This window comes from Streptomyces oryzae, assembly GCF_017676365.1.
GTDB classification, from domain to species: Bacteria; Actinomycetota; Actinomycetes; order Streptomycetales; family Streptomycetaceae; genus Streptomyces; species Streptomyces oryzae.
Genome location: NZ_JADKMA010000098.1, coordinates 1 through 26,326 on the forward strand (window position 1 = coordinate 1; position 26,326 = coordinate 26,326).

13 protein-coding genes and 1 pseudogene are annotated in these 26,326 nt (G+C 69.3%); 6 read left to right on the forward strand and 8 right to left on the reverse strand.

Translation table 11 applies throughout. The features are described from left to right. From ITI46_RS19515 to ITI46_RS19540, 6 genes are all read right to left on the reverse strand, one after another. The coding region (locus ITI46_RS19515; RefSeq protein WP_209240955.1) for an NAD(P)/FAD-dependent oxidoreductase at window positions 1-1,267 on the reverse strand (1,267 nt) is incomplete at its 3' end. A 5-nt stretch (window positions 1,268-1,272) separates the two neighbouring features. Continuing rightward, on the reverse strand, window positions 1,273-2,838 hold the full coding sequence (locus ITI46_RS19520) for an FAD-dependent oxidoreductase (protein WP_307808237.1): 1,566 nt from the start codon (window positions 2,836-2,838) through the stop codon (window positions 1,273-1,275). After that, window positions 2,835-5,198, reverse strand: coding sequence for a molybdopterin oxidoreductase family protein (locus tag ITI46_RS19525; RefSeq protein WP_307808238.1), 2,364 nt, complete (start codon window positions 5,196-5,198; stop codon window positions 2,835-2,837). Before ITI46_RS19525 ends, ITI46_RS19520 begins: the two co-directional genes overlap by 4 nt. After that, on the reverse strand, window positions 5,199-6,593 hold the full coding sequence (locus ITI46_RS19530; protein WP_307808239.1) for an MFS transporter: 1,395 nt from the start codon (window positions 6,591-6,593) through the stop codon (window positions 5,199-5,201). It lies immediately after the preceding gene. 267 nt (window positions 6,594-6,860) lie between these two features. Beyond that, window positions 6,861-7,154, reverse strand: coding sequence for a LysR substrate-binding domain-containing protein (locus ITI46_RS36065; protein WP_209240956.1), 294 nt, complete (start codon window positions 7,152-7,154; stop codon window positions 6,861-6,863). A 260-nt stretch (window positions 7,155-7,414) separates the two neighbouring features. After that, window positions 7,415-7,588 carry a hypothetical protein gene (locus tag ITI46_RS19540; RefSeq protein ID WP_209240957.1) on the reverse strand — a complete coding sequence of 58 codons (174 nt, stop codon included), beginning with the start codon at window positions 7,586-7,588 and terminating at the stop codon, window positions 7,415-7,417. A 73-nt stretch (window positions 7,589-7,661) separates the two neighbouring features. On the opposite strand from ITI46_RS19540, the gene ITI46_RS19545 reads away from it, so the two are divergent. Then, entirely contained in the window at window positions 7,662-7,904 is a 243-nt protein-coding gene (locus ITI46_RS19545; protein WP_209240958.1) for a hypothetical protein, read from the forward strand. Between the two features lie 573 nt (window positions 7,905-8,477). Here the strand turns inward: ITI46_RS19545 and ITI46_RS19550 are convergent. Beyond that, window positions 8,478-11,546, reverse strand: coding sequence for an AAA domain-containing protein (locus tag ITI46_RS19550; protein ID WP_209240959.1), 3,069 nt, complete (start codon window positions 11,544-11,546; stop codon window positions 8,478-8,480). Window positions 11,547-11,849: 303 nt separating this feature from the next. Here ITI46_RS19550 and pglW point away from each other — a divergent pair, with 303 nt between their 5' ends. Beyond that, window positions 11,850-16,574, forward strand: a complete 4,725-nt coding sequence (gene pglW, locus ITI46_RS19555; protein WP_209240960.1) for a BREX system serine/threonine kinase PglW — start codon at window positions 11,850-11,852, stop codon at window positions 16,572-16,574. Window positions 16,575-16,650: 76 nt separating this feature from the next. Further along, complete coding sequence (pglX, locus tag ITI46_RS19560; RefSeq protein WP_372452005.1) at window positions 16,651-20,427, forward strand: BREX-2 system adenine-specific DNA-methyltransferase PglX; 3,777 nt, start codon at window positions 16,651-16,653, stop codon at window positions 20,425-20,427. A gap of 319 nt (window positions 20,428-20,746) precedes the next feature. Here the strand turns inward: pglX and ITI46_RS35835 are convergent. Beyond that, window positions 20,747-21,202: pseudogene (locus ITI46_RS35835) on the reverse strand (ATP-binding protein); the annotation flags it as partial. Window positions 21,203-21,279: 77 nt separating this feature from the next. Between ITI46_RS35835 and ITI46_RS19570 the strand changes: the two are divergent. From ITI46_RS19570 to pglY, 3 genes are all read left to right on the forward strand, one after another. After that, window positions 21,280-22,152: a helix-turn-helix domain-containing protein gene (locus ITI46_RS19570; RefSeq protein ID WP_209240962.1), complete on the forward strand. Its 873-nt coding sequence runs from the start codon at window positions 21,280-21,282 to the stop codon at window positions 22,150-22,152. After that, window positions 22,149-22,352 (forward strand): DUF397 domain-containing protein, encoded by a 204-nt coding sequence (locus tag ITI46_RS19575; protein WP_209240963.1) that lies wholly within the window; start codon window positions 22,149-22,151, stop codon window positions 22,350-22,352. The genes ITI46_RS19570 and ITI46_RS19575 overlap by 4 nt, the downstream gene beginning before the upstream one ends. Window positions 22,353-22,639: 287 nt before the next feature. Continuing rightward, a partial coding sequence (gene pglY / locus ITI46_RS19580; protein ID WP_209240964.1) for a BREX-2 system ATPase PglY occupies window positions 22,640-26,326 on the forward strand: 3,687 nt, incomplete at its 3' end.

Below are 26,326 nucleotides of genomic sequence, written 5' to 3' on the forward strand. Positions count from 1 at the left end.
CCCCTCCCCCTGCGGCCCCGCCGCCCGCCGACTCGGGGGCCAGCAGCGCCGACGGGTCGGCGGGCAGCGTACTGCCGACCAGCGGGCGCAGCAGCGGATAGCCGGAGGTGTCGCCGACGAGGATGCCGCCGAGCAGCGTCTTGGCGTCGTCGGAGACCACGAGCTTGCCGTAGGTGGCGGCGACCGGGTCGTTGAGCACGACCTCCAGCGCGCCCGGCGTGGTGGCGTGCGCGTCGCCGAACGAGGCCACGCCGACGCCCAGCAGCTTGAGCTGGGTCGCGGTGTCGGCGCCGGGGAAGGCGGCCTCGCCGCCCAGCAGCCGGTCGGCGACCGTCTCGGCCATCGCGTACCCGGGGGCCACCAGGCCGAGGGTCCGCCCCTCGATGCAGGCGACCTCGCCCACCGCCCAGACGCGGGGGTCGGTCACGGTGCGGCAGGTCTCGTCCACGACGACGCCGCCGCGCTCCCCCACCTGAAGGCCCGCCTCGCGGGCGAGTTCGTCGCGGGGCCGCACGCCGGCGGCGAAGACCACCAGATCGGTCTCCAGGAAGGTGCCGTCGGTCAGCTCCACGCCGGTGGCGGCGCCGGTCTCCGGGTCGGTGACCACCTGCTTGGTGCCGGTTCCGGCGTGTACGGCGACGCCCAGCTCCTCCACCATGCGGCCGAGCAGCGCGCCGCCGCCCTCGTCGAGCTGAACGGCCATCAGATGCGGGGCCATCTCCACGACGTGGGTGGTCATCCCCAGCAGCCGCAGCGCGTTGGCGGCCTCGAGACCGAGCAGCCCGCCGCCGACCACGACGCCACGCCCCGTGGCCGACTCGGCGGCCGCCGTACGGATGGCGTCGATGTCGTCCAGGGTGCGGTAGACGAGGCAGCCGGGCGCCGTGGAGCCGGGCAGCGGCGGCACGAACGGCCGCGATCCGGTGGCCAGTACGAGCGCGTCGTACGGCACCCGCTCGCCGGAAGCGGTCAGTACGGCGTTCGCGTCCCGGTCGAGCGCGGTGACCGGGTCGCCCAGCCTGAGGTCCACCCGCGCGGGGTCGTGCTCGGGCAGCCGCAAGGCGCTCTCGTCGGCGCCGTCGAAGCAGGCGGACAGGGCCACCCGGTCATAGGCGGGCCGGTGCTCCTCGGCGAGCACGGTGACCTCCCACTGCCGGTCCGCGTCCCGCGAGTCGAGGGCTTCGACCAGCCGGTGGCCGACCATGCCGTGGCCGACGACGACGAGCTTGCGCACGGCTTCGGAGTGCTGGGGCTGGAGGATGGTCATGGTGTTCACCTCGGGGCGGTCGTGGCAGGGGTGTCACGGCTGGAGAGCGGGTCGGTCTCGGCGAGCCAGGCGGCGATCTTCTCGACGGCGCCGCGGCAGCCACCGCAGCCGGTGGTGGCGCGGGTGGCGTCGGCCAGTTCGCGGGCCGAGCGGGCGCCGTCGTACCAGGCGGAGCGCAGGGCGCCCTTGGTGACGCTGTTGCAGCGGCACACCATCGCGTGGTCGGGCAGCGCCTCACCCGCCTCGCCCGCCGACTCGGGCGGCAGTGCCCGGCCGAGCATCAGGGCCAGCCGGTCGGAGGGCGCAGGGGCTCCCTTGTCGTACAGCTGGACGAGTCCGGCGGCGGCGTCGGGCACCCCGAGCAGGATGGCGCCGGTGACCCGGTCGCCGTGCAGCACCAGCTTGGCGTAGCGCTCGCGGGCCGGGTCCTCGAGCCGCAGCACCTCGGGGCCGCCGTCGTCCGGGAAGTCTCCCTCCCCGAGGCCGCCCTGTGCCGGGCCGGCGCCACCGGCCGGTGCGTGTCCGGCGAAGCCGTCGTCGGCCACGAACGGGTCGCCCAGGCAGGCCAGTTCGATACCCGCCGCCTTCAGCCGGGTCACCCGCGGGCTGCCCAGATAGCGCGCGTACGGGTCCTCGCCGGTCAGCCGGCCGGCCAGCACGGCGGCCTGTTCCCACCCGGGCTGGACGAGCCCCGGCTCGGCGTCGGCGCAGTCGCCGAGTGCGTAGATGTCGGGGTCGGAGGTGGTGAGGGTGTCGTCGACGGCGATGCCCGCCGGGCTGGTCTTGAGCCCGCACTCCTCGGCGAGCCCGGTCTCGGGCCGCGCGCCGGTGCACAGCAGCAGCCCGGCGGCGGCCAGCACGCTGCCGTCGTCCAGGTGCAGCCCCTTGCCGGGCTCCCAGCGCACGGCCATCACCCCCAGCCGCTGCTCTATGCCGGTACGCCGCAGCGCCCGGCCCAGCACCCGCCCGGCGGGCGCGTCCAGTTGCCGGTCCATCACATGCGGCGCCGGGTGGACGACGGTCACCGCGACGCCGCGGGCGACCAGCGCGCGGGCCGCCTCCAGGCCGAGCACGCCGCCGCCGAGCACGGCGATCCTGGCGCCGACGGCGCGGGCCCGGTCGGCGAGCCGGCGCAGCCGCCGCGCGTCGGCGAGGGTGCGCAGCGCGGTGACACCGCGGGCGAGCACGCCGCCGCCCCCGTCCGTCTCGTCCCGCAGGCCCGGCAGCGGAGGCACGGCGGTGGCGGCGCCGGTGGCCAGTACCAGCCTGTCGTACGGGAGTTGCCGCCCGTCCGCGGTGCGCACGGTGCGGGCCGCGCGGTCGATGGCGGTGACGGTGGTTCCGGTGGCCAGCGGCGTCTCGCCGGACGCCTCCGGGGTCAGGTCGGCCTCGGTGAGCGAGCCGGACAGCAGCCCGGGCAGCAGCACCCGGTTGTAGCCGCCGACCGGTTCGGCGCCCAGCACGGTCATCCGGACCCGCCTGCTCGTCTGGTCGCGCCGCAGCGTCTCTTCGTACAGCCGCGCGCCGACCATTCCGTTGCCGACGACCACGACGTTCAGTGCCCGGCTCACACGGCCTCCTTCCGTTCGGCGGCGGCGCCCCCGTCGGCGCGCTCCAGCCGTACGGCGCTCAGCTTGAACTCGGGCATCCGGCTCACCGGGTCGAGCGCGGGGTTGGTGAGCGCGTTGGCGGCGCCGTCGCCCGGGAAGTGGAAGGGCAGGAAGACGGTGTCGGTACGCAGACTCGCCACGCAGCGGGTCCGCGCCAGCACGGCACCGCGCCGGGAGACGATCCGCGCGGTGTCCCCGTCCGCGAGCCCGGCGCGGCGGGCCGTGTCGGGGTGCACCTCGACGTACACCTCGGGTGCAGCGGCCGCCAGTTCGGGCACCCGGCGGGTCTGCGCGCCGGACTGGTAGTGCTGCAACTGCCGCCCGGTGGTGGCGTACAGCGGGTGCTCGTCGTCGGGCAGCTCGGCCGCGTCCCGGTGCTCGACGGGCAGAAAACGGGCCCGCCCGTCGGGGTGCGCGAACCGGTCGAGGAACAGCCGCGGCGTGCCGAGGGCTTCCGTGCCGTCGCCGGTGGCCTCGGGTGCGGGCCCGCTGGTCGCCTCGCGGCCGGAACCGGCGATCGCCTCGCGGCCGGGACCGCCGGCGGTCGCCCGCACGGGATCGCCGGTGGCCTCACGCGCGAAACCGTCCGCCGCCTCCGGCACGGAACCACCAGCAGCCTCACGCGCGAAACCGCCGGCGGCCGCCCGCACCGGCCAGTACACCGCCTCCCCCGCGTCCAGCAGCTCCGGTGCCGCGCCCGCGTAGTCGGCGGTGCCGCCTGCCGAGGCGCGGCGCAGCTCGTCGAAGACCGGCGCCGGGTCGGCGGGGAACTCGTGCACTGAGCGGCCCAGCCGCACGGCCAGCCCGTGCAGCACCTCCAGGTCGGTCCGCACGCCCGGCGGCGGGGCCTGTGCGGCGCGGCGCCGCAGCACGCGGCCCTCCAGATTGGTCATGGTGCCCGACTCCTCGGCCCACATGGTCACCGGCAGCACCACATCGGCGAGTTCGGCGGTCTCCGAGCGGAGGAAGTCGGCGACGACGAGGAAGTCCAGCGCCCGCAGCCGCTCCACGGCGCGGCGGGCCCGCGGCGCGGAGACGGCCGGGTTGGAGCCCATCACCAGCAGCGCGGCGGGCCCTTCCGGGGTGCCGAGCGCGTCCAGCAGCTCCCAGGCGCTGCGCCCGGCGCCGGGCAGCGACTCGGGGGTGACGCCCCAGATCCCGGCGATGTGCTCGCGGGCCGCCGGGTCCTCGATGTGCCGGTAGCCGGGCAGCTGGTCGGCCTTCTGGCCGTGTTCCCTGCCGCCCTGCCCGTTGCCCTGCCCGGTCAGACAGCCGTATCCGGAACCGGGGGTGCCGGGCAGGCCGAGAGCGAGGGCCAGGTCGATCCAGGCGGAGACGGTGTCCACGCCCTTGCTGTGCTGCTCGGCGCCGCGCCCGGTGAGGATGTGGGCGCGCCGGGCGCGGGCCAGCGCTGCGGCGGCCCGGCGCAGATCGGCTGCGGCCACCCCGGTCAGCCGCTCCGTACGCTCCGGCCACCAGCGCGCCGCGCACTGCCGCACGTCCTCCCACCCCACGGTGCGCTCCGCGCGGTAGGCGGTGCGCTCCGGGGTGTCCAGATAGCCCTCGACCAGCGCGACATGGAGCAGCCCGAGCGCCAGCGCGAGGTCCGTGCCGGGCGCGGGCTGGAGGTGGATGCCGCCACCGTCCAGCGCGGCCTGCGCGGTCGCCGTGCGGCGCGGGTCGACGACGATCAGCCGCGCCGGGTCGAAGTGCCCCATCAGCGGCGGCATCGTCTCCGCGGGGTTGGCGCCGACCAGCACCACGGCCTGGGACTCGTCCAGGTCGGTGACGGGGAACGGCAGCCCCCGGTCCAGCCCGAACGCCTTGTTGCCGGCCGCAGCGGCCGACGACATGCAGAACCTGCCGTTGTAGTCGATCTGCGAGGTGCCGAGCGCGACCCTGGCGAACTTGCCGAGCGCGTACGCCTTCTCGTTCGTCAGCCCGCCACTGCCGAAGACCGCCACCGAGTCCGCGCCGCGCGCCCCGCGCAGCTGGGCGAAGCGCCGGGCCACCAGGTCGAGGGCCTCGTCCCAGCCGGCCGCACGGAGCTCGCCGCCCTTGGCGTCCCGGATCAGCGGGGTGGTCAGCCGCTCCGGGGAGTCCAGCAGCTGCGCCGAGGTCCAGCCCTTCTGGCACAGGCCGCCCCGGTTGGTGGGGAAGTCGCGCGGGGTGACGCTCAGCCGGGCCGGCGCCGGCCCGGGCTCCGGGGTCAGGGTCATGGCGCACTGGAGGGCGCAGTACGGGCAGTGGGTCGCGGTACCGGTCCCGCTCCCGGTCGTGGTGCCGGTCGCGGCAGCGGCGCGGACGGTGGCGGTGGTCACTCAGGCTCCTCGCTCGGCGGGCTCGCGCTCCGGCTCCGGCTTCGGCTCCTGCTGCTGTGCCCCGGTCGCCCGGCCGGCGCGTTCCGCCGCGGGCCGCCGTACGTAGACGGCCCAGGTCACGGCCAGGCACAGCAGGTAGAAGGCGAGGAAGCCGGCGAGGGCCGAGCCGGCGCCGCCCGTCTGCCGGTACGACTCACGGAAGGCGAGGTTGATCGCGACGCCGCCCAGCGCGCCCACAGCGCCGGAGACGGCGATGACGGCGCCGGAGATCCGGCGGCCCCGGGTGCGGGCCTCGGTGGGGTCGGCGCCCGCCTCCACGGCGCTTTCGGCGCGCGCCGCGTAGATGGCGGGGATCATCTTGTACGTCGACCCGTTGCCCAGCCCCGTCAGGACGAACACCACGGCGAAGACCGCGACGAAGACGGGGAACGACCCGGCGTTCGAGGCGGCCAGCGCAGCCGCGGCGCCGCACGCCAGCGCCAGGAACGACCACGCGGTCACCCGTGCCCCGCCGAACCGGTCGGCCATCGCCCCGCCCAGCGGCCGGAACAGCGATCCCAGCAGCGGCCCGAGGAAGGTGAACGCCGCCGCCTGCACGGGGCTCTTGCCGAACTCGTTCTGCAGCAGCAGACCGAAGCCGAAGCCGAAGCCGATGAAGGAGCCGAACGTCCCGATGTACAGCAGCGAGATGGTCCAGCAGTGCCGGTCCCGCACGGCGGTGCGGTAGGCACCGTAGTCGGTCCGGTTGGTGGCCAGGTTGTCCATGCCCCGCCAGGCCAGCAGCGAGGCCAGCAGCAATGCCGGGACGAACAGCAGCGTCAGCAGCTCCGGATGGCTGACCCCGGCGGTGGCCAGCACCGCCAGCCCGAGCAACTGCACCGTGGCGACGCCGAGGTTGCCGCCACCGGCGTTCAGGCCCAGCGCCCACCCCTTCTCACGCTCGGGGAAGAACCCGTTGATGTTGACCATGGAGGAGGCGAAGTTGCCCCCTCCGATGCCGGACACCGCCGCACACAGCAGGAGCACCCACAGCGGCGTCTGCGGCCGCTGCACCAGCACTGTCGCCAGCACCACCGGCACCAGCAGCGCCAGCGCGGAGCACACCGTCCAGGTGCGTCCGCCGAACCGGGTGACGGCGAACCCGTACGGCAGCCGCAGCAGCGCGCCCACCAGCGACACCAAGGAGACCAGCAGGAACTTGTCGTCCGGGGACAGCGTGAAGCCCGCCTCCGGCGTCATGAACAGCAGCAGCACCGACCACAGGCTCCACACCGAGAACCCGATGTGCTCGGCGAACACGGACAGCCACAGATTCCGCCGGGCCGTGCGCCGCCCCTCGCGCTCCCAGAACCCCGGGTCCTCGGGTTCCCATCGAGTGATCCACCGTGCCCTCACGTCGCCTCCTGTCGCTGGAAGGATCCCGACGCTAGGAGCCCGCTGTTTCGCCCTGCGTGTCTTCCCGTAACACGCAGGAAAGCGACTGCTCACTCCGGCGCGGGGCGCGATGTGAGAACCGGGCCCCGCTCACGGAGCGCGGCCGACCCGGCAGCGCCGGCGGCCTGGCGCTCGCTGCCGCTCCGCACCACGGTCAGCACGCGCCGGAACGGCGGTTACTCCTCTGCGCGGGCGCCCGGACGACTTGCGGGTAAGGCGCTGTCGACATCAGCCTGAGCACCAGATACACCCCATCCCGTGCCCGATCCCCGCCGGCACAGCGGGCCACTCGTCGAGTAGCGCGCCCGCCCGGTGCAACACCGGTGGCGGCGCACAGCGCCTGGATGAGGCGATCCTGGTCGTGGGCAGCGTGGTCCAGTCCTCCCCTGACACAGCGGCCAGCTCGACCGGTCCGCGCCCGGCCAGGGGATGCCCGAGCGGAACGACAAGGTCCAGAAAGTCGTCCATGAGCGGACGCTGTACAAAGCGCAGGTCATCCACCGCAGGGCTGTCGGCGTGCATCAGTACGACGATGTCCGCCTGGTTCGCCAGAAGCCGCTAGTAGCTGCGTTGCGTATCGGACTCGTGGATCCGGACGCGGAAGGGCAGACGTGCGCGCAGCAGCTCGCAGGCGGTCGGGGCCAGCAGAGAGGCAACGGTGGTAGGAACCCATCGCTGCGCAGCGTCCGCCCGTCCTCCCAGCCGTGCTCAGCCAGGCGGCGCCTGCCCCCACTGTGGCTGCAGCACGTCCGCGTGGCGCAACAGTGCCCGCCCCGCGGGAGTCAGCCGCAGAATCTGCCCGTCGTGGCGCAGCGACTCGGCTTCGTCTGCTGAGCCAGCTGCCGAAGCTGCTGGGCGTCGGCGGAAGGGGACAGATCCAGAGCCCGCGCCTCAGCCGTCACGGTGCCCCCGGAGTGGAGTACGTGCAGGGTGTGCAGCAGCCGTAGGTCGATCATGCACCAATTCAAAACGATCGCGTGCACAAAGATGCGATGGACTTGCATGCCCACCGGGCGTGACGCTGTCCGCATGGACAATCTTCGTCACCCCGGCGTCGACCGGTGCGCCAATTGCGGCTGGCCGCTGCACGCCCCGTACGAGACCGTCTCCTGCCACTCGGTCACCGAGGGAACTGTCGTCTATTCCCGATGCGCCTGCGGCACCCTCCGGGTCTGGCTCCAGCGGCCCGGGGCCGGCGACCGACTGCTCATCGGCGCCCGCCGCACCCGCCGGGACGGCACGGGGACCAGTTCCGATGGTCCCGGAGGCTGAACCGGCCCCTTGGCGGGCCGCCGGAACGCGCCGCGACAGCCCCGACCCTGCTGTGCGTTATGGCGCCTTCGACCGCTCACCGGCCCTTCCCTACGTTCCCCAACGACTGCCGGAGGGCACTCCGATATCTCCGCCCAGCGCACCCTGCTGAACGCAGCCCCTCCGCATCAAGAAGCAGGGGACGCCCGGCGTATCGTGGGCACAATGGTGGATCTGTTTGGACGAGGCAGACGGCGAAGAGCCGCCGCGGCGCAGTGGGAGGCACTCCTCAACGCTGCCGTTCGACAAGCCGGTCAGGACGTGCACATCGCCGCGTCGAGTCGGTCTACCAACGAGCAAGGGCTGGTGACAAAGCCTGGATCGTCTGGCACACAACCGGCGTGCGGCAAGACACCTGGTTCCACGGAGGCGCACCGTGCCCCGCTGGTAGGTATGTCCTGCTGGGCGGCTCGGTGGGATTCGGACCCCATAACAACAACCCTCGGGTGCTCTACGTCAACCCAAGCGACGTTCGCGGTACCGCTTCCGCCAAATCTCTCAAGGAATGGCAGCGGCAGGCCGACCGCGGCTGACTCAGGGGAGCCATCGGCGGGCCTGCTCACGGCTGACGCGCGCCGCGTCGACGTACCACAGTCGCTTCGGTGCATCCCATCGCGCCCTGAGCTGTCTCTTCGCTTCGTCCTTCTCACCGTAAGGAACGTCGAGATAGAGCCGACCGTCCACGACGTCACCGGGCGAAACCCCGTTGTGTGAGGGCGTTGGCGACTTGGCCGTGCCCCGCACCTGGCCACTGCCACCGCCCGCCGCTGTTCGCGGGTTCCACGCGGCACGCTCCTTGCGGGCGCGTTCGATGACCCGGCTGACCCGTTCACACGACGCAGGGTCCGTGAATCGCATCATCAGGTCTGTCGGCCCAGTGTTCGCCAGGAGGTTGAGCGAGCCGTGCCACAGCACCGCGCCGTCGAGTATGAGGACCTTCTCGTGCATTCGCTCCCGGAAATCCACCTCGCAGCCGGCCGACTGAAGTTCATCGATACGCTGCCGGTGGCGCTGAGCAGCGGTTTCGTCGCGCTGTTCCTCAACAGCTCGGGTGTAGACGACAACCTTGACACCGTCGGCAGCGCGACCGCCCAGCAACGCAGACCATCTACGGACCGGTCGCGGGTCGAGGAACGGGCAGTAGAGCTCGATACTCGTGACCGCTCGCGCAATGTCCCACTCCACGGCCGCATAGACCTCATCCGCCGGAAAGAACGCGGGCCTCGCCAATTCCTCTTCGGAGAGCGTCGAAAGCTGGGCCGCGTCCCGCGTGGGCACGAGCTGATCTGCGGAGATCAGCTGGGCATGGCTCTCCAGGTGGTCCAGCATGACTCGCGCCTCGCTGTGCGGGGTGAGATGCCTTCGCAAATGGTCGAGGTCGGCCACCACTATCAGATGGTCCTGGGCCCGGCTGAGGGCGACATTGAGCAGACGACACGTATGTGATGACAGGCCCGTGCCTTGGTAGAAGAAGCCGGGGTTTTTACCCGAACCGACCGCGGTGTCGAACACAACGATCGGACGCTGGCTTCCCTGGAAGCGGTGAATGGTGTCGACCAGGCCCTCGTACTCCTCGCCGAACCGGTACTTGAGACTTCCCTTCAGGGCGTGGACCTGTGCCTTGTAGGGAGCAATAACACCCAGTCGGTCGGTTGCACGCTGGCCAGCTGCGACGCCCTCCCACTTCCGGCCCGGAAGGACGCCCTCATACTGGAGCCCCCGGACCAGTTCATGGACGACTGCCTCGTTCACCGTGTTGGCCTTGTGGTCGGGCCCGGGAATGCGTTGTTTGGATGTGTCGATGAGGATGACGGGTGCGTCGACCAGTGGGTTGAAGGGGATCTGGCTGTGACCGTCACGGCCCGTGGCGAGTGGCGCATCCGGGTAGGCAACGACATTCACGACATCGCAGATTGGCTGGCGCATCCGGTACTGCGTATCGAGCGCCACGAGTCGCGGGTCCTGGCGTACCGATCCGGACTCGCTGACGAGGCCAGCGGCATGGAAGGCGTCACGGGACGCCCACCTCCGGGAGTGGGCACGCTCCTGCTCCGTCGCCTTCTTGTCACCTTCACCTTTGGTCACGGCGGGGAGCTGTCGGAAGTCTCCTGCGACGACGACGCGCTTTCCGGCGAGTCCGGCGGCAAGCCAGGCGGACGGCAGATCGACCATCCCCGCTTCGTCCATCACCACGACATCCACCCGGTCCAGCAACTTCCGCGACTGCACGGCCTTGGCGACGGTGGCACCCATCACCCGGCACCGGGAGCGCACGGTGTCGTGGAGCTTCCTGCGCTCTTGATCGAGATTGTCGATCCGTCCCTGGAGGCTTTCGGCTTGCTGGGCCAGCACCTGGCGTGTCGCCACGCCGACGAGTCCGGCTCGGGCTGCGTCGAGACTCCCGGTCAGTTCGCCGATATTCGCCGCGGCCTCCATCGCATCCCGTTCCGCCTCCGCGCCCTGCGTGAGCGCACCTTGCGCAGCCGCCTCGGCCTGCGCGAGCTCACCTCTCAAGGAAGCGAGCTGGGCTTCCTTCCGCCTCGCGAACAACCCGCTCGGGGTGCCGAACTGGCTGATTTTGAAGCGGAGTTGCGCCACATCGGCTTCGGCCCGCAGCCTGCCCTTCTCGGCGGCCTCCTTCGACGTCGTCGCCGCAGAGAGGGCCGTACGGGCGGAGGCGAGCGCCTGTTCCAACGACGCCACCTCGTCGTGCAAGGCGACGGCCGCGCGAGTGTTGTTCAACGCATCCGTCGCTTTGGAGAGGCTTTCGTCGAGCTGAGCGGAGATCCTCGCGGCAATCTGCTCGGGGTCGACAAATTCGCCGTATCGGTCACGCAGGGACGGCACCTCGATGTCCCCGACGCGCTGCACGAGACCCTCGCTGAAGTGGTCTTCCTCCTTGAGGAGATCGCACATACGCTCCAACGCCTGGTCGACGGCGACCTTAGTAGGCGCGAGGAACAAGATGTTGAGTCCTTGCCGGAAAGAACCTTCGACAATGTGCCCGACGACGTCCGTCTTCCCCGTACCGGGCGGGCCCCAGAGGAACAGGATCTGACTCGCGAGGGCGTGTTCAATGGCAAGCCTCTGGCGGGGATTCAGCTTCAACCCCTGCCAGTTGGACACCCAGCGACCAGGGTCGGCCTCTCTGGCGACGGTCGGATTTCCGAGTCCGACAATCCAGCCGGCGCTTTCGACGCGGACGGGGCTGTCCGCCTGTCCAACCGATTCCAGCCGCTCGGCCACCAGGGCCAGGCCGGCCGTGCCGTCCTGGCGAATCTGGACGTTGGGGACGGATTTACCCAGGTCCTCAATAGCTATCAGCCGCACTTTCCCGTCCGGCATGCGGGACGCTTCTGCCGTCACCCAGAGCCCCCGAGAACGCGAGGCCCGAACGAGTACGGAGGCGCCGTCCAGGGACTGATCCCACTTCTTGCATACGAAGGCATATTCGAATCGCCCAGCAGAAGTAGAGACAAGTCGGCCACTGGAGAGCGACACCTTCTGCCCGTCCTGGCCATCGCTGCGCCGCTCAGCCCGAATTTCCGAGCGAACCGCCAGAAGAAGCTCCCTCACCGGGTACGGCTGATCACTCTCCGTCATGCATTCGCCCCCCATAACTCCCCAGTCAGCACAGCCACGCCACCGCGCGATACAAACATCTTTGAGCCGCCCCTCGAAAGTAGGCGGGGGACATATCTGCACAGTCATGGTGATTCCGCTTCAGCAGTGCGGTTTTCGATGGCTGGACGCCACTACGCACCGCGGGATGACGTCGATCCCAGCTCGGGCGCATGCGCGAGCCCCCGACTCACCCCCACAACCATTACGATCTGAGCCGGGGATATGGCTGCCGAGCAGCCGAAATCAGCACAGATCGGCACAGATACGAAGCGGGGATGGCGCATGCGGGAGGGCCGGTGGGTCACGGTCACCGAATCCGAGTTCCAGCATGAGCGCCGGGGGCTGGAGGCCATCAGGGAGAAGCTCCCCGACAACGATCCGTGGCGGGCCTGGTCGAACTTCACTTTCACCGCGCACAGCGGCCACGTCCGGGAAGTGGATCTCCTCGTGGTCGCCCCGGGCGGGGTCTATCTGATCGAGTTGAAGGACTGGCACGGCTCGGTCGAGTCCCGTAACGGCACCTGGCTGCAGACCCAGCCCGGCGGACGGCAGATCACGCACGGCAACCCGCTTCACCTGGCCAACAAGAAGGCCAAGGAACTCGCGGCCCTTCTCGCCCAGGAAGGCGAGCGGGTGTGGGTGTCGGAGGCGGTCTGCTTCACCGACTCCTCGCTGAAGAACCGGCTGCCTGCCCACGATCAGCACGGCCTCCACACCGTCCACCAGCTCGCCCGGATACTGGCGGAGCCCCCGCACGACGAGCGCCGTCGTATCGACAGGTCGCGCTCGCGCCGGATCAAGTCGGCCCTGGAGCGAGTGGGCATCGCCCGCAGCGACGCCGAGTACAAGGTCGGCCCCTATCTGCTGCACCGGAAGTCGTTCGACTCGGGACCGACATGGGCGGACTATCTGGCCCGGCACAGCGAGCTGCCGGAGGCCGCCCGGGTCCGCGTCTACCTGCGGGAGCGCGGCTCCGACGCCGAGCTGCGGGCCTCGGTGGAGCGGGCGGCGCGGCGCGAGGCCGCGGTGCTGCGGCGCTTCCGGCACCCCGGTGTCGTCCAGCTCAAGCAGTACGACCCGTCCGGGCACTCGGCAGGGCCTGCGCTGATCTTCGACTTCGATCCGCGGACGCTGCGCCTCGACGAGTATCTGGCGCAGTACGGCGAGAAGCTGGACATCCTCAGCCGCATGGCGCTGGTCCGGCAGCTCGCCGAGACCGTGCGTTCGGCGCACGGCCGCCGGATCTACCACCGCACCCTCGCGGCCCGCGCCATCCATGTGATGCCCCGCCCCCGGGGCCGGGCGGCGGGCACGGACGGGCACGGGAACGCGCAAGGCGAGGAGGCGGCTTGGCTCAACCCGTATCTGCAGATCTCGGACTGGCAGGTCGCCGTCCAGCGCGGCCCGGGCTCCGGCGCACCGAGCGGCGGTGAGCGGTTCGCACCCACCACGCTCTCGCGCGCGGGCGCCCATCTCGCGGAGGGCGCGGACCCGTATCTCGCCCCCGAACTGACCGCGCTGAAGGCCGACCCCGTCGCGCTGGACATCTACGGTCTCGGCGTCCTCACCTATCTGTTGGCTACCGGTAAGGCCCCGGCCGCCAGCCAGGCCGAGCTGCTGGCCCGTTACGAGGCGGGCGAGGGACTGCGGCCGAGCGCCGTGGTCGACGGCCTCTCGGAGTACATCGACGAGCTGGTGCAGGCGGCCACCGCCTACCACGTCGACGACCGCCTGGACTCGGTGGACGACTTCCTGGAAATGCTGGAGGTCGTCGAGGCGGTACTGACCGAGCCCGCCCCCGCGGAACCCGTACGGCCGGCCGAGCCCGAGAAGGACCCGCTCGAAGCAGTCGCGGGCGATGTGCTGGCAGGCCGCTGGGAGGTACGGCGCCGCCTCGGTACAGGGTCGACCAGCCGCGCCTTCCTCGTACGGGACCTGCGGGCGGGCCCTGACGTGCGTTTCTCCAAGACCCTCGCGGTGCTGAAGGTCGCCAACTCGGACAGCAAAGTCGAAATGCTCGCCCGCGAGGCCGAGATCATGGGACGCCTGCGCCCCGACTCGCGGATCATCCGCCTCGTCGAGCCGGAGCCGCAACGCATCGGCCCCCGCACCGTCCTGGTCATGGAGTACGTCGGGAACGAGCGCGAGGCCGACGGCGAACCGGCCGCGCCCGGCGAGCACAGGAGCAGGCGGCGCGAGGAGACCGTCGCCCGCCAGCTCCGGGAGTTCGGCCGGCTGTCCGTGGACCAGCTCGAGGCGTACGGCGACTATCTGTTCGGCGCGGTGGATTTCCTCGAAGGCGAGGGCGTGTGGCACCGGGACATCAAGCCGGACAACATCGCCATTCGCATCCGCCCGAACCGCACCCGCGAGCTGGTGCTCATCGACTTCTCGCTGGCCGGTTACCCGGTGCAGGAGACCAGCGCCGGGACGGAGGGCTATCTGGACCCGTTCATCGGCACCCTCACTGAGCGCTCGGTCTACGACGGACACGCCGAGCGGTACGCCCTGGCCGTCACCCTGCACGAGATGGCCTCCCGCGAGCTCCCCGTCTGGGGCGACGGCAGAGTGTCGCCGCGCCAGACCGACCCCGAGAAGGAGCCGTACCCGAGGATCGCGGCCGATGCCTTCGACCCGGCGGTACGTGACGGCCTCGTCGAGTTCTTCCGCAAGGCCCTGCACCGCGACGCGGCTCGGCGCTTTCCCGATCTCAAGCCGATGCGGGACGCCTGGAAGAAGATCTTTCTGGCCATGGACGAGGCGAAGCCCTCGTCGCGCCGCTCCCGCCAGCCCGCTGCCGCGCCGGGCGGAGCGGGCGGCACGGGCGGCGCCGGGCAGGCGCCGGCAGAGGCGCGGGAAGCCCCGATCCCGGCCGCCGAGGAGGAGAGCGCCGAGCAGCAGCGCGACCGGCTGGCGGCCGAGGCCGATCGCTCGACCCCCATCTCGGCCTCCGGCCTCAGCCCCGCCGCCCAGTCCTTCGTCTACGGACTGCACGTCAACGACGTCGGCGGTCTGCTCGACTACAGCCGCCATCAGCTCGTCAACGCGCCCGGCCTGGGCGCCAAGACCCGTAAGGAAGTCCTCCGCCGTATCAAGGAGTGGCGGCAGCGGCTCGCCGAGCAGCCCGCCGCCCCGCTCACCCCCGAGGGGCGCAAGGCCGCGAAGGAGGAGCTGTCGGTCGCGGAGGAGGCACTCGCGACCGCGATGGCGGAAAACGGTGACGCGGAAGGCCTGCCCGAACGCGCCCTGCGCAGGGTCACTTTGGACACGCTCGCGACCATCTTCGTACCGGAGCTGAAGAAGGACGGGGCGAACCGCAACGAGTGCGAGATGGTGCGGCTGCTGCTCCGGCTCCCCGATGAGCGGGGCACCCTGCCCGACATCGGCGTCTGGCCCAAGCAGAAGGACGTGGCGAGCGCGCTGGGGCTGTCGGCGGGCCGTATCCCGCAGATGCTGAAGCCGCAGCGCACCCGGTGGAAGAAGCACCCGGCGGTGCAGGTACTGCGCGCCGAGATCCTCAGCCTGCTGCGGAACCTGGGCCGGGTCGCCTCCGCGGCGGAGATCGCCGATGCCCTGGCGGTACGGCGCGGCACCCAGCTCCCCGAACGCGCGCAGCGCCGGGCACTGGCGCTGGCCGCCGTCCGCGCGGTGGTCGAGGTCGAGCAACTCGTACCGGACGAGGCCGAGTTCCAGCACGCGCCGAACCGTGACGCGGCCGACGAGGGCATGGGGGCTGGACTGCTGGCCCTCGAGGTCGGTCCCGACGACGCTCCCGAGACTCCGTCAGGCCCTGGTCTGCTCTACTACGCCCAGAAGCTGGGCAAGGTCGCCGACCGGCTGGCGAAGCTCGACACCTTGCCGACCGCGGCCACGGTGCTGGCCGAGCTGGGCGCCGTCACGCCTCCGAGCACGGCCGTGGAGTGGGACGAGCGGCGCATCGTCGAGATCGCCGCGGCCGCCTCGCGCCGGGCCGCCGCGACGCCCCGTCTGGAGATCTACCCCCGCGATCTGCCACTGGTGCGGGCGCTGCGCCTCACCCAGGCCGGCCTGGTGCCGCGCATCCCCGGCATGCCGGACGAGCGCCAGCCGGGGCTGACGCCCAAGGACATCCACGAACGGGTACGGGCACGCTTCCCCGAGCTGCTGAACGAACGGGGCGGGCACGCCCTGCCGACGGACGGGCCGCTGACACGGGCGCTGCGGGACGCCGGGTTCGACCTGGAGCTGAAGACCCGCGAGGGGCATGGGACGCTGCGTTACATCCCGCGCCAGCGGGACGGCGGCTCCTCCTATCTGTCGTCCGACGCCGCCCGCCAGGCAACCGGACTCCTCATCGCCCACCGCTACTCTGACGACCCGCAGCTCGCGGGCGCAGCGGTGGCCGAGGAACGGCTGCTGGCCTCGGCCCACCGGGACGGCTTCCGGGTGCTGACTGTACGGACAGGGCTGGCGAGCCACGCGGTGCGCGAGCTGACGACTGACCGCTTCGGTGCGGAAGTCGTCTCGGTGACCGACCTGTTCCTGCAAGCCCTGCACGAGCAGGTCGACCCGAGGCCGAAGCCGACGTGGGAGACGATCCTGCGCGCGGACGCGGCGGAGCCGGGTTCGAGGGCGGCGATGCGGTTCGGTGAGTACGCGCGCACGAGCTGGGGCACTGTGGAGCCCCGGCTGAGGGAGCTGGTGTCGGGGACGCGGGGGTCGTCTGCTTCTTCTGCTTCCCCTGTGCTGCTGACGGACGCGGGGGCGTTCGCGCGGTACGACGCGATGGCGGTCCTGGAACGGCTCGCCGACGTGGCGCGGGACGGGGGGCGCGGACTGTGGCTGCTGTGCCCGCAGAGCGACCCGGCGCGACCGCCGAGACTGGGCTCGGTCGCTGTGCCGTACCAGTCCGGGCTGGGAGAATGGATCGAACTGCCCGAGTCGTGGGTGGCCAACGCGCACCGGGCCGAGTCGTCGGCGGCGGGTGCAGGTACAGGTGCGGGTGCGGGTTCGCCGGGGGACGGCTAGCGGCGGGACGGGAAGCCGCCGGGACAGTGGCAATGGGCACATTGGGGACAACGGGGCACATGGGAGATGTGACGACGTGATTGACGCTGCCGCGCTGCGGAACGATCTGATCAAGCAGGTCAAGGCGATCGAGGTGGATCTCGCCAAACAGGTCAAGGACGGGGAGTCGGTCCTCAAACCGCTGCGGCAGGAGTTCGAGAAGGCGAGCAAGGCGGACCCGGCGACTCCGAGGTGGAGTGCCTGGCTGGACGCGCGGTTGGGTTCGGGTTCGGCTGAGGGCGAGCTGTCGGCGGACCGCGTCGAGCGGGTGCGGGCGGCGGACTCGGTCGCGGGCCGGCTGCGGGCGGAGTACGACGAGGCACGCAAGCTGGGGCGTACGGCGGCGACGTGGAACGCGTGGCTGGACGAACGGGTCACACAGGTCGCGGTGGCGTGGGTACTGGGCACGGTGTTCGTCCGCTTCTGCGAGGACAACCGGCTGATCGCCGAGCCGTATCTGACGGGGCCGGACGCGGAGCGCCGGGACTTGGCGGAGGCCCGGTACGCACAGTACGTGGAGGAGGACCCGGACCCGACATACCGGGGCTGGCTGGAGCGGGCCTTCGAGGAAATCGGCGCGGGCCAGGCCGGAAAACTGCTCTTCGACAAGCGGCGCAATCCCCTGTACCAGATCCCGTTGTCGCACGACGCGGCTCGGTCGCTGGTGGAGTTCTGGCGCGAGCGCGGCGAAGGGGGCGAGGGCGAGGATGCGGACCGGCTGGTCCATGACTTCACCGATCCACTGGACGAGAACGACCCCACGAAGGGGTGGGACACCCGCTTCCTGGGCGACCTGTACCAGTGGCTTTCGGAGTCGGCCCGGAAGACGTACGCACTCCTCCAGACCCCGGAGTTCGTAGAAGAGTTCATCCTCGACCGGACCATGGACCCGGTGGTGCGGGAGCTGGGCGGCAAGTTCGGCGAACTGAAAATGATCGATCCGACGTGCGGATCGGGCCACTTTGTGCTGGGCGCGTTTCGGCGGATGGTCCGGCTCTTCGCGGAACGGGAGCCGGGGCGGGACGTACACGAGCGAGTGCGGGATGCGCTGAACGCGGTGCACGGGGTGGACATCAACCCGTTCGCGGTGGCGATTGCCCGGTTCCGGCTGCTGGTCGCGGGGATGGCGGCTGCGGGAGTGCGCACGCTGGAGCAGGCGGGTAAGTATGAGTGGCCGATTCACCTGGCGGTGGGCGACTCCCTTATTAAGGCACGGCAGCTTGAACTGACGCTGCTGGGTGAGGAGTCGGGCGACCCGCTGGCGGAGTTCTCGTACGCGACGGAGGACGTGCACGAATATCCGCACATTTTGGAACAGGGGCGCTACGACGTGGTTGCGGGGAACCCGCCTTACATCACGATTAAAGATAGGAATCTCAAGGGGATTTACAAAGACCTATACAAGTCGTGCAATAGGCAGTATCAGATGACCGTCCCCTTTGCGGAGCGATTCTTCGAGCTAGCCAAGATCGGAACCAATGATGGGAGAAACTTCGGACGCGTTGGACAAATCGCATCCAACGGATTCATGAAGCGCGAATTCGGAAAGAAGCTTATCGAAGAATTCTTTGCGCACAAAGTTGAACTTACAGAGGTTATTGACTCTTCTGGGGCGTACATCCCCGGACACGGGACTCCGACGGTTATTTTGATCGGACAAAGGAAGTCTCGCGACAGATCGCCCACCGTACGAACCGTAATGGGAATCCGAGGCGAGCCTCAGGTGCCTGAGGACCCCGCACTTGGTTTTGCCTGGCAAGCAATCTTGAATCAGATCGACAGGCCCGGCTCAGAAAGTGCTTGGGTCACCAGCGCAGAAACTCTTCGGACGAAACTTTCGAAACACCCGTGGAGCATGTCGGGAGGTGGAGCATCCGACCTGCGCGATCGTCTTGAAAATTTGCCGGGAACTTGTCGACTGAAGAGCATTATTGCCGACTGGGGAAACATGCTCAACACCCGCGAGGACGACGCCTATGTAACGAGAGGAGCGGCACACCGAACTGGCACGCCTCACACGTTGACTCGCCACCTTATCGAGGGGGCCGAAATCCGGGACTGGACCCCCCAAAAGACTGTCGAGGTTCTATTCCCGTACAATAACATGGGCGGCTCCCGCGAACTCACAGCACCGGAATTTCGACTTCTTTGGCCGTCAAGGACGCTGCTAAACGTCAGAAGATCTTTGTCCGGGACACAAGCAGATCGCGGCCTTCCTTGGTATGGGTACTCTTCTTTTTCGCCCAACCGCTACACCGCAGCAGAGTCCGTCGTTTTTACCCTTGTGGCAACCCATCCGCACTTCCTTATCCGACGGTCTACCGAACTATACTCTCAAGCCGCAACCGTAGTCACCATAGACAGCAATTCGGAAGTGACTCCCACCGCCCTCCTCGGCGTCCTAAACAGTTCCGCTGCCTGCTTCTGGCTCAAAATGGTCAGCCACAGTAAGGGCACCGAGGGCCATCAATCCGGAATCAAGACGGAACTGTGGGAACAGTTCTATGAATTCACCGGTACGAAGCTGCAGGAATTCCCCCTCCCTCGCGATTACCCCACAACGCTTGCTGCCACCCTGGACAATCTCGCTCGAGAACTCGAAATGACCAGCCCGACCTCGCTGACCACTTCGAATTCACCTACACCCGGTGCGCGTTCTCTTCGAAAATGCGCTGCCGATTGGAAATCTACTAGAGGCCGGATGGTCGCTCTACAGGAAGAGCTTGACTGGCAGGTCTACTCACTCTACAACTTGCATTCGGAAGATCTCCGAGCCCCTGAAAAGGAAATCCCCGAATTGTCTCTCGGTCAGCGAGCCTTCGAAATCGTGCTCGCCCGGCGCATCGAGAAGGGCGAGGCATCCGACGAGTGGTTCAAGCGGCACAACTCCACGCCCATCACCGAGTTGCCCGACCACTGGTCCGACGCCTACAAGGCGGTGGTCCAGAAGCGCATCGAAGTCATCGAGACCTCCCGCGCCATCGGCATGGTGGAGCGCCCCGAGTACAAGCGTCGCTGGGCGACCGAGGGGTGGGATGTCCTCCAAGAGCGGGCGCTCAAGTCATGGCTGCTGGACCGTATGGAGAAGCGTGAGCTGTGGTTCTCGGACGGCCAGCCGACCATCCTGACCCGCGACCAGCTCACCACCGCTCTCTCCCTCGATGAGGACTTCGTGTCCGTCGCGGAGCTGTACGCCCCGCGCACAGAACTGGCAACCGTCGTCGCCGACCTCCTCACCGAGGAGCACGTGCCGTTCCTCCCCGCACTCCGCTACAAGCCCAGCGGTCTCAAGAAGCGCGAAGACTGGGAGCACGTCTGGGATCTCCAGCGCAAGGAGGACGCCGCCCCGGACGAGCCGGCCAAGCGGAAGATCCGGGACACCATCCCGGTGCCGCCGAAGTACACCTCGGCCGACTTCCTCAAGCCGTCCTACTGGCGAGCCCGGGGCAAGCTGGACGTGCCCAAGGAGCGGTTCATCTCGTATGCGACCGGGGCGATCTCGGGGACGCCGAAGCTGTTCGGCTGGGCGGGCTGGGATCACCGGGAGCAGGCGCAGGCGCTCGCCACGTACTTCACCAACCACGACGGGCTGTCCTCTGAGGAGATGACGCCCCTGCTCGCGGGACTGCTCGAACTTCAGCCCTGGCTCGACCAGTGGCACGACGAGTTCGACCCGCTCTACGGGAGTTCCCCTGCGGCCTTCTTCTCGGGCTATCGCGCGACCCAGCAGGGTGAACACGGCCTGACCGACGACGATTTGCGGGCTTGGCGGCCCGCCCCGGCCACTCGGGGCCGGCGCTCGGCCAAGAGCTGAGCAGCTATCCCTATGTGTCCTCCCCGCTCCCGCGCGGGGAGGACACACCCGCGTCCCGTACCGTCAACGGCGCGGTGGCCTCGATCCGCAACTCGAAGCCGTCGTCCACTACCAGAACGGCAGTGCACTCAGCACCCGACGCCGAACGCTCGCTGCCCACGCTTCGAACCGTCCGCCAAGCGCCCCACGCGTGCACCCACTGACCTACGCGGACCGCTGCCGCAGCGATCTCGGTCCCATCGCGTTCCGGAACAAGGTCCGGGGCCTTCACCTCCGCCCAGACCGTTTTCCCGATCCCGCAAGCGCGTCGCTCGAAGCCCCAACGAGCAGCCAGCGATTCCACAAGCAGCAGTCCGCGCCCGCCCGTCTCGTCATCACCAGGCGTCCGCACGACGGGTTCCCCTTCACCCGCGTCACTGACCTCCAGGCGGAGCAGACCGTCTCCGTTCAGCCACGCGATCCGTACGCCCACCAACCGGTCACGCGGCACACGCACTCGCATGGCGTTGGTCACCAGCTCCGAGAGGACCAACTCCCCCGTCTCCGCCGCCCGCCCCAGACCCCAGTCACCGAGCGCGGAATGCAGTAGCGCACGCGCCCTGGGGACGCTGCTTCGCTGCCGAGGCAGTCGGAATTTCACTTCGTAAGCGGTGGAGTGCTCTGCCATGACGCCCCCTAGGGTCGGTAGCTGTCGATCAAGTCCCCGTGCACTGATGGCGGTTCGGCCCGTTGTGAGCAGGGTGCCCTCGACACTCGGGCGTGCGCAACGTTGCATGGATAATCGCTTCTCTATTCACCTGTTCGTGCGACTTCGGAAGCCATCGAGCCCCGCTTACTGATAGGTAGTGGCGTATGCCAACCGTCAAACCCTCCACCGTGCTGGGACGCCAACTCGGCGACGAGCTCCGCAGATTCCGGGAGTCCGCAGGCCTCTCCACTGCCGAGGCAGCAGAAGTTCTCGACTGCACCAAGGGGAAGATCAGTCGCATCGAGAACGGTCACGTCCCCGTTCGCATGCCGGATCTACACGCCCTCATGCACGCATACGACGTAGAAGGAACCGAGGCACGCGAACGCCTCGCGGCCCTGGCTCGCAGAGCCAATCGGCGTCGCCGCGACGGCTGGTGGCGCCAGTACGAGTCCGTCCTCGGTGACGCGTACCGCGACCAGATCGAGATGGAGGCCATCTGCAACGGCATCCGGACCTACGAAGTGCAACTGGTCCCTGGCCTCCTGCAGACTGCGGAGTACGGGCGCGCAGTGACGGTGGCCTCGCGCTCCTGGAAGACGCCCGAGGAGATCGAACAGTTCGTGCAAGTACGGCTCACCAGGCAGGAACGACTCACGGGTAAAGCGCCTGTGGACTTCTGGGCGGTACTGTCCGAAGGAGTTCTGCGGCAGCAGGTTGGTGGTCCGGCCGTGATGCGAGCGCAACTGGATCACATGGCCGCCATGGCAGAGCAGCCCAACGTCACCGTGCAGGTGCTGCCGTTCTCGCGCGGCGCCCACTCAAGTATGTTCGGACCGTACCTGCTTCTCAGCTTTCCGCAGTTGGCATCGCTGGACCTCGTGCTGTCAGAGACTCCAACCGGCAACATCTGGATGGAGCGGGAACTCGAAGTCGCCCGCTATCGAGAACTCTTCGATGACGCACGCACAGCAGCTCTGCCGCCGACGGAATCGCTGACTCTGATCCGTCGCGTCGCCAAGGAGTACCAGTCATGAGTAACGGAACCGATATACAGCCGGACCTCATGGAGGCGGCATGGCGTACGAGCAGCTACAGCGGCGGACAGGGCAACTGCGTCGAGGTCGCCGACAACGTCCCGTGGTGTGTCTGGCTCCGTGACAGCAAGCGCCCAGCCGGCCCCGTCATACATGTCACGCGAACCGCCTGGGACGCGTTCCTCACACACCTCAGCTGAGACGGATCACCCATAACGCTCGTCGGCGCAGGACAGAACCATCGCCCCGCCCCGCACACCCATTCTCTCCCCCATGCGAACCGTTACGATCGTGGACGGGCCGCAGCCGTCGCATGGCGACTGACGACGACACACCGGGGGCGCACGGAAACCATCCGTAATCGTCGTTGCCCCGGGCCAGGGGGAGCACCCTGCTGTTCAGGCCCCCGCGCTCGTGCGCACCGCGCGAGCGCACCGCGCGCACCACGCGCACACAGGACGCAGGAACCAGGAGAAGCGAGACACAGATGGCCCCGAACGCCACCGGTACGGCACCTCTCCTCCGTGACGTCATCGACATCAAGACGTCGATCTCCACCTCCGACTTCGTGCTGAAGCTCGCCGAGGCGGTCACCGAGGAAGGCGCGGCCCGCGCGCTGCGGGACTACGTCGTCACGGAACGCCTCCTGGAGAACTTCGACGAGGCGCTCAGCCTGATCAAGGCGTCCCTCGACGGGCACACCTCGAAGGCCGCCTATCTCCACGGCTCTTTCGGTTCCGGTAAGTCCCACTTCATGGCGGTTCTGCACGCCCTCCTCCGGGGCGACCCGGCCGTCCGCAGCCGTGGGGACTTCGACCCGGTGCTGGCCAAACACGAGTGGCTGGGCACCGACGGGAAGCGGTTCCTCCTCGTGCCGTACCACATGCTCGGTGCGAAGTCCCTGGAGCAGCGCGTCCTGGGCGGGTACGTCAGCCACGTCAAGGCGCTGCACCCGGAGGCCCCGACTCCGCAGGTGTACCGGACCGACTCCCTCTTCGAGGACATCCGCTCCCACCGCCGGCGCGTCGGCGACGAGGCCTTCATCGCCGGGCTCGCGGACGCCCCCACTCCCGGCGGCGCCGAGGAGGATGACGACGACGAGTGGGGCGAGCCGTTCACCTGGACGCCGGAACTTCTCGACGCCGCGCTCGACGCCGAGGAGCTGGACGGCGGCGAGGTGAACCTCAACCTCGTCAACCCCAGCACCCCGGCGGAGCTGCGCGCGAAGCTCGTGCACGACGCGAGCGTCACCTGGTTCCCCGGGTTCGCCCGGAACGCGGCGGAGGACGAGCACGGCTTCATCTCCCTCGACGCGGGCCTCGCCGTCATCGCCGAGCACGCGAAGTCGCTCGGCTACGACGGGCTGATCCTCTTCCTGGACGAGCTGATCCTGTGGCTCGCGAACCGGATCCACGACCAAAAGTTCGTCTCCCGCGAGACGGACAAGATCACCAACTTCGTGGAGGGCGCCGACTCCCGTCGTGCCATCCCGATCGTCTCCTTCATCGCCCGCCAGCGGGACCTGCGCGAACTCGTCGGTGAGGAGACGTCCGGCGCGGCCGAGACCGCGATCCAGGACAGTCTGAACCTGGCCTCCGGCCGCTTCGACAAGATCACGCTGGAGGACCGGAACCTCCCCCAGATCGCCCACGCGCGCCTGCTCACCCCCAAGGACGCGGAGGCGGCCGCGAAGCTGGGCGAGGCGTTCGCGAAGATCAAGCGGGTGGGGCCGCAGGTCTGGGACGTGTTGCTCGGCTCGGATGAGACGACGACCGGAGCCGACGAGGAGTCGTTCCGGCTGACCTACCCCTTCTCCCCCGCCTTCATGGACACGCTCGTCCACATCTCCTCCGCCCTGCAGCGCTCCCGCACCGGCCTGAAGCTCATGGGCCAGCTGCTCGCCGACCACCGGGACGACGCCACGCTGGAGAACCTGATCCCGCTCGGCGATCTCTACCCCGTCATCGCCGACGGTGGCGACAGGCCGTTCGTGGACAGCCTGAAGGTGGAGTTCAAGGTCGCGGACAAGCTGTACCGGACCAAGCTGCGGCCGCACCTTCTCGCCACGTACGAGATCACCGAGGAGGACGTCGAGCGCTACCAGCACCGCCGCGCGACCATCACCGACCAGCAGCTCCTCAAACGCTGCGAGGGCTTTGTCGGCGACAACCGGCTGATGTGCACGCTGCTGCTGTCCGCTCTCGCCCCCGGGGTGCCGGCCCTGCGCGATCTCACCATCCGGCGGCTCGCCGCGCTCAACCACGGCTCGGTGCTCTCCCCCATTCCCGGGGCGGAGGTCGGGATGATCAAGGCGAAGGTCGACGAGTGGGCCACGCACTTCGTGGAGATCAAGGCGACCGGCACCAAGCTCAACCCGGGAGTGCGGCTCGAACTGGCCGGAGTGGACGTCGACTCCGTCATCGCCAACGCGAACGTGAACAACAACCGCTCCAACCGCCAGGCCTTGGCCAGGCGACTCCTGGGCAAGGAACTGGGCCTGGAGGGGAACGGGCGGTTGGGCAGTGCGGACGATCTGACCCTCGTCTGGCGCGGCTCGAACCGCACGGCGGAGGTCGTCATCGACGATGTCAACGACCATGAGAACCTGCCCGACCACGAATTCGCCCCGAGCCAGGACGGGCTGTGGCGGCTGGTCATCGACCTGCCGTACCAGGAGAGCGAACACGGTTCCGTCGAGGCGGTCAACCGGCTGCGCACGCTGCGAGAACAGTCCGGTACCGGGACCCGCACCGTGGGCTGGATCCCCGCCTATCTCTCGGCCCCCCGTTACAAGGACTTCCAGAGGCTGGTCGTCATCGACTACGCGCTGGCCGACCAGCGGCGCTTCGACACCCACTACGCCCAGCACCTCAACGCCGACAACCGCGCGCGGGCCAGGGTGCTCCTCGAAGAGCAGCGGGGGTCCCTGATCAAGACGGTGACGGCAGCTTTCAAGCAGGCGTACGGCTGTGCAGAGAAGAAGGCGTCCGATGTCGATGTGTCCTTCGAGGATCACTTCGAGTCGCTGCGGGACGTTCCCGATCTGAAGGTCTCCATCGGGCAGACGCTGTCCGACGGGGCCCGGCACATCGTGAAGAAGCTGCTGGCGCACCAGTACCCCGCGCACCCCGACTTCGACCCCGACGGCAAGAACGAAGCGGTCACGCCCACGCAGGCCCGCACGGTGTTCGGACACATCCGCTCGGCGGCGGAATCCGCCGAGCGACAGGTCGAGGTGCCCTCCAAGGACCGGCCCCTGATGCGGCGGATCGCCGCGCCCCTCGGACTCGGCCAGCAGGGGGAGGTCTACTTCCGGCCCTCCAGCCGCTGGGTGGACCACTTCAATCTGCAGGCCCGCACCGACGGCGGTCCGGGCGACCTGAGCGTGGTCAAGCTGACCGAGTGGATCGACCGGCCCGAGCCGATGGGTCTGGACACCTTCCTCGCCAACCTGGTCATCGCGTCCTACGCGGAGATGGACGACCGGGTGTGGGTGCGGGCCGGCTCACTGCTCGACCCCGCGCCCGAACTCTCCGCCATCAAACCCCAGGACGGCCTGCGCTCCCAGCCGCTGCCGGACGAGGCGGTCTGGGAGGAGGCCGGGCGCCGGTTCTGGGACATTTTCGGAGAACAGCCCCCGAAGCTGCGCCGCAGCCGGCTGGTCAGCCACTTCGCCCGGCAGATCACCAGCAAGGCCCGCGAGTACGAGCCGCACGTGGACACGCTCGTCGAGGAGTTGGAGAAGCACGCGAAACTGCTCGGCCTGGACGGAGCTGACGAGTCCGCGTCGGGCAGGCTGACGCTCGCCCGGCGCTCACGCGACCTGCTCAAGGAGCTGCGTGACCTCTCCGAGAGCACCGCGGGAGGTTCGGCGGCGGCCAAGCAGGTCATCACCACCTTCGCCGCCTTCGACCTGGGCGAGGTGTCCGCCGGCCGCTACGGGGCGTCGATCAAGCAGGCCAAGACCGTCGCCGACGCGCTGGTCGTCGCTGCCTGGGACATGCTGAAACTCGCGCCCAACTACGGGCCACAGGGCGAGGCCGTTCTGGAGGCGCTGCGCGGCGCGGCACGCGCGGATCAGCGCACGATGCGGCTCGAGGACGCCTTGCGCGACGCGCGGAAGTCCATCGTCTCCGTCATCGAGCGCAGCCAGGCGGCAGCCCGGCCCCAGCCC

Coding starts and splice junctions, on each gene's coding strand:
- ITI46_RS19540 (WP_209240957.1), bottom strand. CDS start 7,588: ATGATCGACCTACGGCTGCTGCACACCCTGCACGTACTCCACTCCGGG.
- ITI46_RS19550 (WP_209240959.1), bottom strand. CDS start 11,546: ATGACGGAGAGTGATCAGCCGTACCCGGTGAGGGAGCTTCTTCTGGCG.
- ITI46_RS19575 (WP_209240963.1), top strand. CDS start 22,149: ATGAGTAACGGAACCGATATACAGCCGGACCTCATGGAGGCGGCATGG.
- ITI46_RS19545 (WP_209240958.1), top strand. CDS start 7,662: ATGGACAATCTTCGTCACCCCGGCGTCGACCGGTGCGCCAATTGCGGC.
- ITI46_RS36065 (WP_209240956.1), bottom strand. CDS start 7,154: ATGCACGCCGACAGCCCTGCGGTGGATGACCTGCGCTTTGTACAGCGT.
- ITI46_RS19570 (WP_209240962.1), top strand. CDS start 21,280: ATGCCAACCGTCAAACCCTCCACCGTGCTGGGACGCCAACTCGGCGAC.
- pglW (WP_209240960.1), top strand. CDS start 11,850: ATGCGGGAGGGCCGGTGGGTCACGGTCACCGAATCCGAGTTCCAGCAT.